This is a genomic window from Corynebacterium sp. Marseille-P4611, assembly GCF_916618765.1.
GTDB lineage: Bacteria > Actinomycetota > Actinomycetes > Mycobacteriales > Mycobacteriaceae > Corynebacterium > Corynebacterium marquesiae.
Genome location: NZ_CAKAKD010000001.1, coordinates 1,352,022 through 1,367,689, shown reverse-complemented (window position 1 = coordinate 1,367,689; position 15,668 = coordinate 1,352,022). Strand labels below are relative to the sequence as shown.

The following is a 15,668-nucleotide window of genomic DNA, read 5'->3' as shown; positions in this document are numbered from 1 at the left end:
CAGTTTAAGCCGACCCGCCGCCCGCGCGGTATCCCCCGCAGGGAGGATACTTCGGCCCTAGCCGCGCGCTTCCAAGACCATGATCGCAATATGCACACGGCTCGTGCCGCCGATCTTTTTCAAAATGTGCTGCATATGAGACTTCACCGTGGCCATGGACACCACGAGCCGGTCGGCAATCTCCTGATTATTCAAGCCCTGGGCCACCAGCTCGGCGATTTCGCGCTCGCGGGAGCTAAGCCTACCTAGGTGGTTGCGGGCGGTGCGGGCGTGGTGCGAATGGGCGTCGGAAAGCGCGGGGCTTTGCATGCCCACCAGCTTGTCGACGACCTGCGGGCTCAACAACGGCTGCCCCGCCGCGGCCGCGCGCACAGCCGCCATGAGCGATTCCGGCGGCGTCGACTTGAGCAAGAACCCTGCCGCCCCGGCGCGCAGGGCCCGCAGGATGAAGGAATCGGTATCGAAGGCCGTGAGCATGATGATCGGCACTGTCTGGACGGACAGAATCTTCTCCACAGCCGCGATGCCATCCATGACCGGCATGCGAATATCCATTAGCACCACATCGGGCTGCGCGTCGAGCACGGTAGCCACCGCGTCTCGGCCATTGCTCGCCTCGGCCACGACCTCGATATCCGGCGCGTTGGATAGCAGCAGGCGCAGGCCGCTGCGGACTAGAGCCTCGTCATCAACGAGCACTACGCGCAGGGCATCGGCCATCATGCTCCCTTTCCCACTGGTTGATTCCACCGCGCGCGCCACAGTTGCGACGCGAGGGGCGTATACGCCACTGTAAGTGCCATGAACATTGCCAGTGCTACCGGCACTATCTTGGCGTGGCCCACCACTACGCCGTTGAGGAACGAGGGAACGAGAATATCGTTTAGCTTTTCGAAGAATTTGGGGAAAAATTCGATAACTAGCGTGGCCGCAATGAATGTCAGCGCAGCCTGCAGGAGCACCGTCCATAAGTTCACCCGATGCAGGCGCTTATCGACGTCCACCTTCCCCACCGCCGCAAACATCGCCCTCGCGCCTTGCCCGCGAAACTCCGGCACGACATAACCGCGGCGCTCCACCAGCTCGATGCGGTCGGCGTCTTCGGGCGCATTATCATCGCAGTGTCCGCGCAGGAATTCCAGGCTATAGGCCGAGTCATCGGTATCGGTATAGCTGAGTTTGCGCGAAGTTCCGTCAACGGTGGAGGTAAAAAGACTGCGCTTAAAGTCTAGGTACTTTCCCGTCCATCCTTCGCGGGCTGTGGTTTCTTCTAGGTCGATGCGCATGAGCCCGTATTCGGGATGGCGCAGTTGCCAACTCATCTCGCTCATTGCGCAGCCTCCTTGTGCGCTAGCGGTAGCCGGATACTCCATCTGAATTCCTCGCCTTCCTTTCCTTCCGGACTTCCCTGGTTAGCCGCGATGCTCATGCGCCCGCCGGAAAGCTCCACACGCTCGCGCAGGCCCACTAGACCGTAGCCACCTGCGCCTCCCTCGACACCGTCCGTGTCGGCTCCTGCCTTCCCGCGCGGGACTGGGTTGCGCATCTCGATGTCCACCGCGCCGGCCGCCTCGCGCACCGTGATGCTTACCGGCTGACCGAGCGCGTGCTTGCGTGCGTTCGTCAGGCCTTCTTGTACTGCGCGGTGCACGGCGTGCTGCGCCATCGTGGACAACCCAGTAAAAATATCCGGGCCGGCACCGTCAGCGTAGGTCACCGTCACTTCCGTGCCGGCCTCGCGCGCGGCCGCGACCAGCTCCTCTAAGCCGCTGCGTGGATCCTGGGAAAGGTCTTCGCGCAAGGCGCTTAGGACGGTGCGCAAATCCTCGACCGCGTTCTGGGCCTCCGTGCGGATGGTGCGCGCTGCGTCTGTGAACTCGGCCGGCACGCCCTCACGCGGGTAGCTCAGCGCACCCGCATGAATGGCCACGAGGCTCAGCCGATGCGAGAGTGTATCGTGCATATCCCGCGCGATACTCTCGCGCTCCTCTTGCCGCGCGCGTTCTACCCTGACGCGCATCTCTTCACGATTCATCCGGGCTTGTTGCTCCACTCGCCACCGCTTTTCGCGCAGATTGGCGCGCTTTTGGCCCACCAATAACCCCGCGACCATCACGACCACGACGAAGATGGCACCAACCCACCCGATCTCGTGCCAGTTCATATAGGGGTTGAAGATGGTATCAATCGCAAATGCCGCCACGAAGCACGCCACTGCGGCCACCGAGCGCGAGGTCGAGCGGCGCGAGACCATGGAAATAAAAGCCACGAGTCCACTTGCCGCGCCAAAATAGGAGCTCGACCCCAGCAGCACGATGCAGCCAGCGATGAAGCTGCGGGTGGAGCCGGCATAGTCGACGTCGGAAAGCTCGCGCGGCTGGTGCTCCAGGGCAAAGGGCAGGGCGATAATACCCAGCACGCCCACCGCAAACCCGGTGCAGATATAGGGTCCATACTCCGCAAACGACGGCGAATACTCCTCAATGTCGAGGTTCATCAGCACCATGCCGATGAGCCAATTCGCCACCGCGCAGGCAGCCACAATGCCCGCCGTGCTCCACTTCGTTCTGATCATGGCCTCAAGCTTAAGCCGGCGGCCATAGTCCCTAGGGATGAATTATTTTTGCACCCCGGCCGCATCGCGCATGGCCTTCGTCTGCGCGGACGGATGCTCATTTTCGGTGGCCAAGCGTTCAAACGCCACGGCCGCTAGCGCCGCGGACTGCATTCCCAACACCGAGTCATCGAAACGCATCATCGGTGAGTGGTTCCACTCGCGCTGATTTTCGGGCTTGTCCGGATTGGCCGTGCCCATCCACATAAACGTGCCCGGCACCTGCGCGAGGACATAGCCGAAGTCCTCGGAGGCCATCATCGGGGCATCGAACGGCTGGACGTTTTCAGTGCCAAACATCTGGCTCCACAAGGTGGCGGCGAACTGATTTTCCCGTGGATTCGTCTTGGTGGTCGGGTACAAAACCTCGAAATCCACCTGTGCGGTGCACCGGTGCGAAGCAGCGACGGAGCTGGAGACCTCCGTAATCATCTGCCGCACGGCGTCGATCTTCTCATCGCGCAGTACGCGCACCGTAGCACCCAAGGCCGCACGCTCCGGGATGGCGTTATACGCGCCGTCTCCCGCCCACAGGTTGGTCACGGTAATAACGATGGGCTCGAGCGCATCGAAGCGGCGAGTCAGCGCGGTCTGCAAAGACATCTGAATCTCCGCCAGCGTGGCCACCGGGTCGATGGCATCGTGTGGGCGAGAGCCATGCCCGCCCTTGCCCAGCACAGTAATGGTCAGGTTGGATGAGCTAGCCATCATCGGGCCTGGCACGTAGTGGAAGGTGCCGCGGTCCTGCGGGCCAACGTGGAGGCCGTAGGCGGCAATGGGGCGTCGGCCAGCGGCGTCGAGGACGCCCTCCTCAATCATGGGCAGTGCGCCACCCGGGCCTTCCTCGCCGGGCTGGAACATAAAGGTGACATCGCCGTGCAGCTCCTCGCGGTGCTCGCACAGAATCCGCGCCGCGCCCACCAGTCCGGCGGTATGCAGGTCATGGCCGCAGGCGTGCATATAGCCATTCGTCGAGGCAAACGGGCTGCCGGTCTGCTCGCGCACCTCCAAGGCGTCCATGTCCGCACGCAAAAGCACCGACACCGGCCGCTCGCCGCGCTGACCGCCGCGCAGCACGGCCACCACCGAGCTCAGATCCTGGCCCACGTGGATCTCCAGCGGTAGGCCCTCGAGCGCTTCCAGGACCTTCTTCTGCGTGCGCGGCAAATCCAAGCCGATTTCCGGATTGCGGTGCAGGTCGCGGCGGAAGTTCTGCAGCTCCTCGAGCATCTCCTCACCCATTTCCTGGAAGACCTCGGTGGCCATCCGCTCGCCAATGCGCGCCCGAGTCACCGGCAGGGGCGGCAGCTGCTGAGCCTGGCGCGGCGCGGCCAGACGTCCGGGGGTGGTGGGGCGAATCCGCTTGGTCGGGTCAGTCATGGGGGCTCCTTTTCTCGCTTTCGCATTCGAGGGTACCGCAGGTTATCCACAGGCCGCCCGGCGGGTTCGGGGTTGGTGTGACAGGTGGGGCGAGTTATCCACAGGCTGGCGTGGGTGGGCTACCACGGTCTTGCGGGGTGACTTAGGCTCACCGGCATGACCCGCTTGCAGGACTACGCCCGCCAACTTGCCTCGCCGATGGAGCTTCTCGGCGAGGTCTCTGGCGCGCGCGAGGCCGACCTGCGCCGGCTGGGACTTCCCCGGCAGGAGGCCCGGAGCCTGCTTGCGCTTGCCGACGTCTACTTTGGCCCCACCTCCTTCACCCGCCGGCAGCGTTCGTGCCGGGCGACCAAGCATTGCTTGGCGACGTTGAAGATCATTGAAAAATACGTTTCGCGCACGAAATCCAAGCGGGATGCGTGGGCGCTGCGCGCTGAATTATGCGCGACCAACCAGGACGTGGAGCGGCTCGCGCGCACGCGATTGAAGGAGATGTATCCGCCGCGACAGCCGGAAAAGGGCGTGCGGATGACGCGGCGCAAGGGCGGCCCGTCGACGCTTTCGATTACCGGCGATTCCGATTTCATTGCTGACCTGCACGCCAGCATCAATGAGGAAAAGCCGCTTGATTCCGTAGAGAATATCTTCTTCCGCGGCGGGGCTGCGGCGCGGCCTACTGCCACGACGAATATCATCATCCAGCTCGATGAATTGGATGAAATCTTAAGCGGTGGAGGCGAGGAAATCACGCTGCGGCTGACTAATGGAGCCGAAATCAGCGGCGCCCAGCTGGTAGAAAAGCGCTTGGCTGAATGCGGGCTCGTCACCCTCGTTCATCCTTATGAGGGAGCGGTAAACCTGTATCGCACCTCGCGGCATGCCTCGGAGAAGCAGCGGCTCATGGCGGGCGCAGAAAACCCCACCTGCCCGTGGGCCGAGTGCAACTATCCGGCGGATAAGTGCCAGATTCATCACCTACAGGCGTGGAAACACGGCGGCGAGACCAATATGGCGAATCTCAGCGTGGCGTGCCCGTATCACAACGGCGTCAACGACGACGATCCGCACGCGCCGCCTGTGCGTGGCCGGCTGGAGCGCCGGCAGGGCCGAATAGTCTGGGTTCCGCCCTGGGCCGATTCAACCTAGCTACTCGCCTAAAGCCCCAGCCCTACCGCGTATCCCAGCCGTGTAAACCAACCTCAGAAAACCGACCGGACGGGCTGGGCAGACCGGGCGGGCTGGGCGCGGCGTGGGCGCTCAAGTCCGCCGCAAAAGACTACCGCTGGACTCGACCTCGCAACCAAGGCGTGGCTGCGAGGTGAGTTCGACATGCGTGGGGTGGATTAATCGTCGGCGTCGGTAGACAGCGCGGCCACGAAGGCCTCCTGCGGCACCGAGACGGAGCCCAGCGTCTTCATGCGCTTCTTACCGGCCTTCTGCTTCTCCAGCAGCTTGCGCTTACGGGAGATATCGCCGCCGTAGCACTTCGCCAGCACGTCCTTGCGCATGGCGCGGATGTTTTCGCGGGCGATGATCTTCGAGCCGATGGCTGCCTGGACGGGCACCTCGAACTGCTGACGCGGGATGAGCTCCTTGAGCTTCTTGGTCATCTTATTGCCGTACCACTGGGCGGAATCGCGGTGGACGATGGCGGAAAAAGCGTCGACCGGGTCGCCGTTGAGCAGGATGTCGACCTTGACTAGGTCCGCGAGCTGCTCGCCGGCCTCCTCATAGTTCAGCGAAGCGTAGCCCTTGGTGCGGGACTTGAGCATATCGAAGAAATCAAAGATGATTTCACCGAGCGGCATGGTGTAGCGCAGCTCCACGCGGTCCTCGGAAAGGTAGTCCATGCCACCCATCTGGCCGCGCTTGGACTGGCATAGCTCCATGGTAGGGCCAACGAACTGCTCGGGCACGATGACGGTCATCTTGACCACGGGCTCATAGACCTCGTTGAGCTTTCCTTCCGGCCAGTCAGACGGGTTGTGGACCCACTTTTCCTCGCCGTCTTCAGCCACCACGCGGTAGGTCACCGAAGGCGCGGTGGAAATCAGGTCGAGGCCGAACTCGCGCTCCAAGCGGTCGCGGGTGATTTCCATGTGCAACAGTCCCAAGAAGCCGCAGCGGAAACCAAATCCGAGGGCGACGGAGGTTTCGGGCTCGAAGGTGAGGGAGGCGTCGTTAAGCTGCAGCTTTTCCAGAGCATCGCGCAGGTCCGGGAAGTCGGCCTGGGAGATGGGGAAAAGGCCGGAGTAGACCATCGGGTCCGGATCCTTGTAGCCCTTGAGTGGGGTCTCGGCGCCGCCGTTGGACCAGGTGACGGTATCGCCCACCTTGGTCTCGCGGACGTCCTTTACGCCGGTAATGAGGTAGCCCACCTCGCCCGGGCCCAAACCCTCGCACTTTTGCATTGTGGGCGAGACGATGCCGATTTCCAACAGCTCGTGGTTGGCGTTGGTTGACATCATGGTGACCTTCTGGCGCGGGGTGAGCTTGCCGTCCACCATGCGGATATAGGTGACAACGCCGCGGTAGGTGTCGTAGACGGAGTCAAAAATCATGGCGCGGGCCGGCGCATCGGTGTCGAATTCAGAAGACGGCGGCGGCACTAGCTCGCAGACCTTGTCCAGCAGCTCGACGACGCCCTCGCCGGTCTTGCCCGACACGCGCAGCACCTCTTCCGGCTCGCAGCCGATGATATTGGCGATTTCCAGCGCGTATTTTTCCGGGTCGGCGGCCGGCAGGTCGATTTTATTGAGGACCGGGATGATTTCCAGGTCGTTTTCCATCGCCAGGTAGAGGTTGGCGAGGGTTTGGGCTTCGATGCCCTGGGCGGCGTCGACAAGCAGGATAGCGCCCTCACACGCCTCGAGGGCGCGGGAGACCTCGTAGGTAAAGTCCACGTGGCCGGGGGTGTCGATCATCTGTAGGACGATCTGCTCCCCCTGCGCGGTGCCGGACTGGGGCACCCAGGGCAGGCGCACGTTCTGCGCCTTAATGGTGATGCCGCGCTCGCGCTCGATGTCCATATTATCGAGGAACTGGTCACGCATATCGCGCTCCGCAACCACCTTGGATAGCTGCAGGATGCGGTCCGCCAGCGTCGACTTGCCGTGGTCGATGTGAGCAATAATGCAGAAGTTTCGGATTCGGGCGGGATCCGTAAACGTCGTGGCCGCAAAGTTTTCAGACATACGTCTACAATAGTCGACATGAAAAGTGGCATGCTCACCCGTCTGCGCCAAGCGCTGGGAATCAGCGAGCGCGAGCCAATAGACACCGGCCTGAGCCGCATTAATTCCCGTTTGGGGCTGGATAGGTCGGATGAGTTCCACGAGCCGCGCAAGGCCGCCGATATCCAGGTAGAAGCCACTGCCTCCCACCCCCGGTCCATATTTTTCACCCCCGATATGGACGGCCAGGCTGATTCCGGCGAGGTGGTCTGGGTGTGGGTGCCGGCCGAAGGCAAGCAGGCGCCACCGCGCGAGCGCGCCATTTTGGTCGTCGGCCGCACCCGCACCACGGTGTTGGGTTTGCTTATCTCCCCCAACCCAAAGCACGCGCTTGACGACGCCTGGCTGGAAATCGGCTCCGGCGAGTGGGACGAGTCCGGCTGCGATTGCTGGGTGCGCCTCGACCGCCTGCTCGAGGTATCCGAGGAGCAGGTGCGCCGGCAAGGCACGCTTTTCCCGGAACGCAGATTCGAACGAATCGCGAATAGGTTGCGGTCGCGCTACCACTGGGCCTAGCCGGCGTGAAGGCGGCGGCCGCGGGGAGGGTTTTGGCAGGTCGGGTTCGGTACTGCTATTGTGTGTTGGTTACTTACTTGCCGGGCGCGCTGGTCGGGGCGGGCAGGACCTTGGGTTCGCTCTTCGAATACCAGCGCCGAGCGCGCCAGCGTTTGCTGGCCGCGGGAGTAGTCCGAGTAGGTCGGTTTCTACGTCAATCACTTTCGATTACTAAGAGGTATTTTTCATGGCAAATATCAAGTCCAAGCAGAAGCGCGTTATCACCAACGAGAAGGCACGTCAGCGCAACAAGTCCGTTCGCTCCGCCGTCCGTACCGAAATCCGCAAGTTCCGCGAGACCGTTGCCGCTGGCGACAAGGCTGCTGCTGAGAAGCAGCTGCGCGTGGCATCCCGCGCCCTGGACAAGTCCGTGTCCAAGGGTGTCTTCCACCGCAACACCGCAGCCAACAAGAAGTCCGGCATGGCTTCCGCGTTCAACAAGATGGACTAAGAGCCATTGCACAGATCATCCCCCGGTCGCGCTCTACGGAGCGCGCCGGGGGATTTTCTTAGCTCATTTTGGGCGGCGGAACCGGCAGGCAGGGCCGGTGAGACTTAGGCGGGGCGCTTAGGCCAGGTCGTCGTTGAAGTAGTCTTCGAAGATGGCGCCGGCGCTACGGAAGGCGTCGGCAAGCGAAGTTCCGCCACGGGTTTCCACGAAGGTCTCGAAGGCGGTCAGGAACTGGGTGTGGATGATATTGACGGTCGGCGTGAGACGCGGGTCGGAGGACTTCCAACCTTCGCGGGCCTGCACCGCCTGGCGGACGCGCTGAATTATGCGGCTATTGCGCTGGCAGTACAGAGCGCGCAGCTTCGTATCCTTAGCCAACGCCTGGGCCGTGAGCTGGGAGATTTCGGGGAAGAACTCATCGCCTACGGCACGATTGAATACGGTCATAGCCATGATTTTGGAATCTTCGCGCAGGCTTCCGGTGGGCAATCCTGCGGCGAAATTTTGGAATTGGTTCTCCACTTCCTCCGACATTTCGGGGCCTAAAACTGCCGATTCTTTGTCTTTTATGTAATTAAAAAGCGTACGGCGGGAAACGCCCACTTCGTGAGCGAGCTCCTCCATGGTGAACCCGTCATAACCGTTCTCGATGACGAGGTTGAGCGCAGCGACTCGGATTTTTGATATACGCGGCATAAATGCCCCTTTCTGTCCCGACGCTCTTCAAGCTTCAGTAACTTTTCTTTCTCCCTAAGAAAATGTGAGGAAATTCTATTTTGTCTACAAACTAAGGGGTTTTGGGGCGATTTTATTACCTTATATTCGGTCAGGGAAACCGCCATACGCGCCATGAGGATCTCCCGCCGGCACGGCTGCGCGTTTGCGCCCGTCATGGCACTTTTCGGGAAAACTGTGACGTTGGACAACCAGGGCGCCAAGCCCCGCCCGGCCGCGCACTCGATTTATCCGCCCGCACGTTCGAAAGCCCGATGGTGCTCATGTCCGATGGGGCGGCTAAGATGAGTCAACGATGAAAAACGTTAAGCCACTGGTGAAATGGGCGGGCGGGAAGCGCCAGCTCTTGCCGCATATTCACGCCGCCCTGCCGGCGGATACCCCGCGGCGTTATTATGAACCCTTCATCGGTGGCGGCGCGGTGCTTTTCTCTCTGGAGCCGGCCAGCGCACGGGTCAACGATCTCAATTGCGAGCTCATTAACCTGTATGAGGTGGTGCGCGGCGGGGTCGATGAGCTCATTGAGGAGCTCGCGGGCTACCCCAATGAGGCAGAGTTTTTCTATGCGCTGCGCGCAGTGGACCGGGATGCCCACGAGTTTGCCGCCCTCTCCCCCGTCGAGCGCGCGGCACGAACGTTGTATCTGAATCGCACCTGCTATAACGGCCTGTACCGCGTGAACGCGGCCGGCCAATTTAATGCCCCGTTTGGGCGTTATAAGAATCCCACTATCTGCGATGAAGACACTCTGCGCGCGGTGCACCACTATTTTGCGGAGAACGATGTGGCCTTCTCGCAGGGCGATTTCGCCGCGGCGGTAGCACAGGCACGCGAGGGGGACTTTGTGTACTTCGACCCTCCTTATGACCCGGTGAACGTGACGAGCTCCTTTACCGGCTACCAAAAGGGCGGCTTTGACCGTGCGGAACAACAGCGCCTCAAAGAGGTCTGCGATGACTTGGATAGGCGCGGGGTGAAGTTCCTGTTGTCTAATTCGGCCACCGAGTTCATCCGCGAGCTTTATGCGGATTATGAAGTAGGAATCGTGGGAGCAACGCGGGCGATTAACTCCGTTGGTTCGAAACGCGGCAAAGTCGACGAGGTCCTGGTGCGCAACTACGAGGTCCGCGGTGACTAGCGGGCCGGAAGCGCAGGAGCTGCGGGCGCGCTTTGGTGTGCCGGAGTCGGTGAAGCTCGGCGTCAATGACTGGGGCTGGCTGCGCATCCTGGCGGCGGGATACGACGCGCAGCTGGAGCGGCGCGGGTATTTCTATATCGGCGCGCGGGAGCTAGAACGGCTCTCGGGCCGGCAGCCGCGGCTGATGGCCAAGCATGATTTTTCTACGTCGCGGCCGTGGATTTTTCAGCGTCTCCAACTGGGAATCTTACCGGTCAGCCGCAGCGAATATCTGGTGGGGCGATTCAACCTGTACGAACGATTTCCAGAAACGCAGCGCGGCGAGGTGCGCACGCTGGAGCTGCCGGCGGGGCTGGACACCCTCTCGTTGGAGGGGGTGAGCTCGGAGGCGGTGGCGTTAAATGGGGCGTCGGCAAGCGGGATGCTGGAGGACTTCCTCGGGTGCGCGCCGTTGCAGGCCACGGTGGCGGGGCGCATGTCCACGCACGGGCTTAAGGTGCGGCTGCCGGACTTGGGCGTGGATGTGGCGGTGGACCGCGCGCAGATGGAAATCGACGGCGGCTTTGAATCGCTCGAGCACCTGGTGCTGGTGGAGGCGAAGAACCACCTGTCAGAGGATTTCAATATCCGGCAGCTGTATTTTCCGTATCGGCGTTTCCAGCAGCGCCTGGCCAAGGATGTGGTGCCGGTTTACCTGGTGTATTCCAATGGTATTTTCCACCTGTACCGCTATGAGTTTCGGGACCCGGCGGATTTTCGCAGCATTTCGCTGGTCGATAGCGCCCGCTACGCGCTGTCCTCCTCGCACTTGGATGCGCAGGCGGCGCTCGACATCGTGCGGGCGGTAGCGCCCGAACCCGAACCGGCCGTGCCCTTCCCGCAGGCTAATAGCTTTGAGCGGGTGGTCAACTTGCTGGAGCTCATCGCCCTGCAGCCGCTAAGCAAGGCGGAGATTACCCAGCGCTATGATTTCGACCCGCGGCAGGCGGATTATTATGCCAACGCCGCGCGCTACCTGGGCCTGGCGGAGCCGGTGGAGGACACGTGGGAGACGACGGAGCACGGGCGGCGGGTGATCGAGCAGCCGCAGCGCGACGCTCGGAATGCGGCGCTCATACGGGCGCTGGCGGCGCGGCGGGTTTTCCGCGAGGTGCTTGAGCTCAGCCTGGCCCGCGGCGCGGTGGCTAGCACCGCGGAGATTTGTGCGGCCATGAATGGGCTGGGGCTCAGCTTGGCGACGTCCCGGCGGCGCGCCTCCACCGTCGCCCGTTGGACCCAGTGGGTGCTGGACACGGTGGCCGAGGGCGCGCCGCGCCTATTTTAAGCCAGCAGGTTTTGCCCGCCGGAGATGATGAGAACAATGCCGGCGATGACGAAGAAGAGGCCCGAGCCGATGTCAATCCACGGGCCGGCGGCGATGAGCTTGCGGCGCACGGCATTGGTGGAAATTACCGTGGCGACGACGAGGAAGAAGAGGAAGGCCGACAGCGAAAGCGAGAGGGTCAGCGCAATCGCCAGCCAGACGGGTGGGCTGGCCGGGAGCAGCGGGGCGATCATCGCGGCGAGGAAGAGCACGATTTTTGGGTTGGACATATTGGTGGCTAGGCCGACCTTGAAGGCGGTGCGCAGGCGGCCGAGCTGGGCGGCGGCGTCTTCAAGGTCTACCGGTGGATTGGCGCGCTGGGCGATGCCGCTGCGCAGCGCGCGCGTTCCCATAAACACCAAAAAGCAGCCTCCGATGGCCTGGACCGCGCCGAGGATTTCCGGGAAGGCGGTCAGCAGCGCGGCGGCGCCAAAGACGGTGGCGGCGCTCCAAAAGAGCACGCCGATCTGGATGCCGGCGGCCGCGGCAATGGCGTGGCGGCGCGAGCGGGTGGCGTAGCGGGTCACCAAAATGATGTCCGGTCCCGGCGAGGCGACGCCCACCAGGTTCATCAGCAAGAGGGTGAAAAAGGACGTCCAGGTCACTCCCCCGCCTCGCTTTCGAGGCGCGGGATAAGGTCCTCGCGGCCAAACAGGCGGGCGGAATCCAGCGCGGAGGGACGGCCGGCGGTGGGGTCGGCGTGGGCGGAAAGGAGGGCCTCGATAACCGCGTCTTCCTTCTTGAAGATGGCACCGGCCAGCGGGGACTGGCCGCGGTCATTGAGCAGGTTGACGTCCGCGCCGGCGCGGGCAAGTGCAGAAACCAGCTCGGCGTGGCCGTGATAGGCGGCGAGCATAATAAAGGACTGGCCTTCGTGGTTGACGAGGTCAATATTCACGCCGTGGTCGATATAGGCGAGGAGGTCCAGGTTGCCCTCGCGCGCCATGTCAAAGAGTCGACCGGCGAATTCTTGCACTTGCGTCTCAGACATAGTTTCTAGCTTATCGCGCCAGTTCCGCGACGCGTTTGACGGCCGCCTCTACGGCGAATTCGGGCTCGCCGCCTTGGCCTTTGACGGCGGCATCGAGCTCGGAGACGAGGATAACCGCCTTGGTGACATTATCGGCGGACCAGCGGCGGGCCACCGGCTGGGTCATCTTGACCACGTAGGGCGCTAGGCCGGTTTGGCTCGCGAGCGAGTACTGGTCCCCGCGCGCGGAGTAAAGGCGGGCGACGGCGCCGACCTTATTGGCCAGCGCCGCGGCAATCGCCACGGGGCTCGCGCCCAGCTGGAGAGCGCGGCGGCAGGTGGATACGGCGGCTTCGACGCGGCCGGCGACGGCGGCGTCGGCAATGTCCCAATTGGCGACCTCGGCCACGCCGACGTAGTAGTTTTGCACCGCCTCGCGGGTGACATTGCCGCCGGTATCGGAGACCAACTGGGAGATGGCTGAGCCCAGCTCGCGCAGATCAGAGCCCACGCCCTCGAGCACGGCATGGATAACGTCCGGGGTCGGGCGCACGCCGTGGCTGGAAAATTCGCGGGTGGCCCACTGCCCCAGCTCATTGGGGTAAAGCGAAAAGACCTCGTGGACCTCGGCAATCTTGCGCAGCTTGGCCACAAGCTCGGGTTGCTTCTTCTTTTTCTTCAGCGTCTTGGCCGTCACGGAGTAGATAATGACCATGGTCATGCCCGGCGCGGGATTGGCGCAGGCGCGCAGAAGGATATCGACTACTTCTTTGCCGGCGCGCTCGCAGTCGCTGATGACGATGACGCGGTTATCGCCAAACAGCGATGGGCTGGTGGCCTCGAGGATCTCGCCCTCAGAGACCTCGGAAGCTTTGAGCTTGGTCAGCTCGGGCCGGGTACCGGTAGATCCGCTCTCCTCGGCCGCGGCGCGCTGGATCTGCAGGCGGGCGCGTTCGGTGAGGAATTCATCGTCGCCGAGGATGAGGTGTACTGGAGGCATACCCGCCATTCTAGCCTGCGGCCAGGCCGAGCCAGGCGATGCCCGCCAGCGTCAGCGCCAACGTGAGCCACGGACGGTGATAAAGAAGGCCCGCGATGATCCAGGCGTAGGCAAGCAGCGTAAAAAGCGGGTTGGCAGGGATGGTGACCACGGGCAGATGGGCCACGCCGTGGGCGATGGTATTAATCCACCACGAGAAGGGCTCAATGAGGCGCAGCAAGCCGGCGCCCAGCACGTCGAGAGGGCCGAGCTGGGCAAAGATGGCGGCGATAAGCCCCACGATGGTAATCGGCACGGTGGCGGGCTCGACGAGGATATTGGCCAGCACGGAGACCACGGAGACCTCACCGGACATAAGCGCGACCAACGGGAGGGTGACGATATCGGCGGCGATGGCCACAGCGACCGCGCGCAGGAAAATGGCGGGCCAGCCGGTCACGGCCAAGTGCTTGTAGATGAGCGGGCTCAGCGCCACGATGCCGAGCGTCGCCGCGCAGGATAGGGCAAAACCAAAGTGCACGGCGAGGTCGGAATCCACAAAGAGCAGCGCGATGATGCCGAGACTGAGCGCATGGATGGGCTCCATGCGGGTGGAATTGAGCACGGCGAGCAGCCCCACTACCCCGGCAACGGCCGCGCGCTGGACGGAGGGCTCGAAGCCCACGAGCAGAACATAGGTGGCGAGGGCGCACAGGGAGGCGGCCACGCGGGCGCGGGGCCCGAGCGCGAAGGCGGCGCAGACCACGGCCGCGGCAGAGCAGACTATGGCCACATTGGCGCCGGATACGGCGCTTAAGTGTGAGAGCCCGGTGGCGATATACAGGTCGCGCTCGGCGGTATCTTGCAGCGCGGTATCGCCGAGTACCATGCCAGGAATCAGGCCCTGGCTGGAGGGTCCTACGGTATCGAGGACCAGCGCGCGGAAGTTCTCAGCCACGCCGGCCGCCCAACCGGCCAGGCCTTCGGGCTCACCGGTTACCTGCACGTCAGTGGCATTGGCACTGAGCTTTCCGACGCCCGCCCTATCCGACTCCCCTACCCTCACCCTGACCTTAAGCTCGGCACCCGCGGCAGCCGGGACCGGATCCGGGCTAAAGACCGGCAACTGGGTGGGATACCCCGGCACCTTCAGCCGCAGCAGCCAGCCGCCCGTACTGGTCTGCGTCGGTGCGGTAACGAGTCGCCCGGTGACTTCGGTGCCGAGGTAGAAGGCGGCGGCGCGGGCCTGGCGTACCGCGGCAACGAGCACCGCACCCCCAGCGACTGCCCCACAGAAGAGCGCCTGGCCCCACTGACGGGCAATGAGGCACAGCGCAACGACGACCGCGATGAGTGCGATGGCCCAGCCGCGGCCGGCGAGCAGCACGGCGATGACGGACAGCCAGGCGGTGGCCGCGCCGGGGACGAGCCGCAGTTCTCGCATCGCACGCTCGAGTACGGGCTAGAGCTGAACTTGGTCTTTGAGCTGTGCCAGCTTCGCCGGCCCGATGCCGGAGACCTCGAGGAGCTCTTCTACATCCTTGAAACCGCCGTGCTCCTCCCGGTAAGCCACGATTGCCTGCGCGGTCACCTCGCCGACGCCCTTGAGTTCGGTGAGCTCCTCGGCGGTGGCGCTATTAAGGCTCACGCCGCTGCCGCTAGCGCTGCCGCCGGGGCCGCTGGAGTTGCCGCCGGCGGGGCGGGCCTGCCGGTGCGGGAGGTGGGCGGCGCCGGAGGGCAGGATGTGGAGCTGTTGGCCGTCGGAAAGCCGCTGGGCGTGGTTGAGAGCCAGGGTCTCGGCGCCTGGTAGCGGCTGGGCGGCGTCGAGGGCATCGGCCACGCGCGCGCCGGGCTCGAGCGTTTTCAGTCCGGGCTCAGCCACCTCGCCGATGACCGAAACGATGATTTCGCTAGGCTCTCCGCTGGGGGCCGCGCCTGAGCTCATAGCCGCAGGCTCGGGCATGCCGGAGGATTCTTCGGAGCGCGCATTGATGCCGAGCCAGACCACCACGCCGATAACGAGAATGACCGCCACTGCGCAGGCTTGCCAGGGGCTGATGCGCAATCGCGGGCGCGGGTAATCGACAGCGAGGAGCTCTTCCTCGCCGGTGGGTTGGGTAAATTCGCGGAGTCGTTCGCTGATCTTGGGTGCCGCCATGGCGCTGAGACTAAGCGCGGGCGCAAACAAGTGGTAGGTCGAGCGAAGGTGGGCTGTGGATAACTTGTTGTGGGCGTCAACTAACCCGGCGC

Annotated in this window: 16 protein-coding genes; 5 read left to right on the top strand and 11 right to left on the bottom strand. The window is 63.4% G+C overall.

Going from position 1 to position 15,668, the window contains the following annotated elements; translation table 11 throughout:
- Window positions 1-57 precede the first annotated feature (57 nt).
- Genes LG376_RS06655 through LG376_RS06640 form a run of 4 tightly spaced genes read right to left on the bottom strand, consistent with a single transcriptional unit; the run spans window position 58 to window position 3,994 of the window.
- A complete protein-coding gene (locus LG376_RS06655; protein ID WP_225746575.1) occupies window positions 58-723 on the bottom strand; it encodes a response regulator transcription factor in 666 nt (221 codons plus the stop codon).
- Entirely contained in the window at window positions 720-1,331 is a 612-nt protein-coding gene (locus tag LG376_RS06650) for a hypothetical protein (RefSeq protein ID WP_225746574.1), read from the bottom strand. Before LG376_RS06650 ends, LG376_RS06655 begins: the two co-directional genes overlap by 4 nt.
- The gene (locus LG376_RS06645) at window positions 1,328-2,575 is read right to left on the bottom strand and encodes a sensor histidine kinase (RefSeq protein WP_225746573.1); all 1,248 of its coding nucleotides are present in this window, start codon (window positions 2,573-2,575) and stop codon (window positions 1,328-1,330) included. Before LG376_RS06645 ends, LG376_RS06650 begins: the two co-directional genes overlap by 4 nt.
- A 42-nt stretch (window positions 2,576-2,617) precedes the next feature.
- Window positions 2,618-3,994 carry a M20 family metallopeptidase gene (locus LG376_RS06640; RefSeq protein WP_225746572.1) on the bottom strand — a complete coding sequence of 459 codons (1,377 nt, stop codon included), beginning with the start codon at window positions 3,992-3,994 and terminating at the stop codon, window positions 2,618-2,620.
- Between the two features lie 156 nt (window positions 3,995-4,150).
- Here LG376_RS06640 and LG376_RS06635 point away from each other — a divergent pair, with 156 nt between their 5' ends.
- Window positions 4,151-5,140 carry an HNH endonuclease signature motif containing protein gene (locus tag LG376_RS06635; RefSeq protein WP_225746571.1) on the top strand — a complete coding sequence of 330 codons (990 nt, stop codon included), beginning with the start codon at window positions 4,151-4,153 and terminating at the stop codon, window positions 5,138-5,140.
- Between the two features lie 197 nt (window positions 5,141-5,337).
- Here LG376_RS06635 and lepA read toward each other — a convergent pair whose 3' ends face one another.
- The gene (lepA, locus tag LG376_RS06630) at window positions 5,338-7,188 is read right to left on the bottom strand and encodes a translation elongation factor 4 (protein WP_198491911.1); all 1,851 of its coding nucleotides are present in this window, start codon (window positions 7,186-7,188) and stop codon (window positions 5,338-5,340) included.
- Window positions 7,189-7,206: 18 nt separating this feature from the next.
- Between lepA and LG376_RS06625 the strand changes: the two genes are divergently transcribed.
- The gene (locus tag LG376_RS06625; protein WP_225746570.1) at window positions 7,207-7,743 is read left to right on the top strand and encodes a type II toxin-antitoxin system PemK/MazF family toxin; all 537 of its coding nucleotides are present in this window, start codon (window positions 7,207-7,209) and stop codon (window positions 7,741-7,743) included.
- A 226-nt stretch (window positions 7,744-7,969) separates the two neighbouring features.
- Complete coding sequence (gene rpsT, locus LG376_RS06620; protein WP_005324114.1) at window positions 7,970-8,233, top strand: 30S ribosomal protein S20; 264 nt, start codon at window positions 7,970-7,972, stop codon at window positions 8,231-8,233.
- A gap of 117 nt (window positions 8,234-8,350) precedes the next feature.
- Here the strand turns inward: rpsT and LG376_RS06615 are convergent, their stop codons facing one another.
- Window positions 8,351-8,929, bottom strand: coding sequence for a TetR/AcrR family transcriptional regulator (locus tag LG376_RS06615; protein ID WP_225746569.1), 579 nt, complete (start codon window positions 8,927-8,929; stop codon window positions 8,351-8,353).
- 334 nt (window positions 8,930-9,263) lie between these two features.
- On the opposite strand from LG376_RS06615, the gene LG376_RS06610 reads away from it, so the two are divergent.
- Both LG376_RS06610 and LG376_RS06605 read left to right on the top strand, forming a co-directional pair.
- Window positions 9,264-10,106 carry a DNA adenine methylase gene (locus LG376_RS06610; RefSeq protein WP_225746568.1) on the top strand — a complete coding sequence of 281 codons (843 nt, stop codon included), beginning with the start codon at window positions 9,264-9,266 and terminating at the stop codon, window positions 10,104-10,106.
- Entirely contained in the window at window positions 10,099-11,430 is a 1,332-nt protein-coding gene (locus tag LG376_RS06605; protein WP_225746567.1) for a hypothetical protein, read from the top strand. Before LG376_RS06610 ends, LG376_RS06605 begins: the two co-directional genes overlap by 8 nt.
- Here LG376_RS06605 and LG376_RS06600 read toward each other — a convergent pair.
- Genes LG376_RS06600 through LG376_RS06580 form a run of 5 tightly spaced genes read right to left on the bottom strand, consistent with a single transcriptional unit; the run spans window position 11,427 to window position 15,576 of the window.
- Entirely contained in the window at window positions 11,427-12,074 is a 648-nt protein-coding gene (locus LG376_RS06600) for a LysE family translocator (RefSeq protein ID WP_049377196.1), read from the bottom strand. The genes LG376_RS06605 and LG376_RS06600 overlap by 4 nt on opposite strands.
- Entirely contained in the window at window positions 12,071-12,460 is a 390-nt protein-coding gene (locus tag LG376_RS06595) for an ankyrin repeat domain-containing protein (RefSeq protein WP_225746566.1), read from the bottom strand. The genes LG376_RS06600 and LG376_RS06595 overlap by 4 nt, the downstream gene beginning before the upstream one ends.
- A 10-nt stretch (window positions 12,461-12,470) precedes the next feature.
- Complete coding sequence (holA, locus tag LG376_RS06590; RefSeq protein WP_225746565.1) at window positions 12,471-13,448, bottom strand: DNA polymerase III subunit delta; 978 nt, start codon at window positions 13,446-13,448, stop codon at window positions 12,471-12,473.
- A gap of 1 nt (window position 13,449) precedes the next feature.
- A complete protein-coding gene (locus LG376_RS06585) occupies window positions 13,450-14,862 on the bottom strand; it encodes a ComEC/Rec2 family competence protein (protein ID WP_225746564.1) in 1,413 nt (470 codons plus the stop codon).
- 18 nt (window positions 14,863-14,880) lie between these two features.
- On the bottom strand, window positions 14,881-15,576 hold the full coding sequence (locus LG376_RS06580) for a ComEA family DNA-binding protein (RefSeq protein ID WP_225746563.1): 696 nt from the start codon (window positions 15,574-15,576) through the stop codon (window positions 14,881-14,883).
- Window positions 15,577-15,668: the final 92 nt, after the last annotated feature.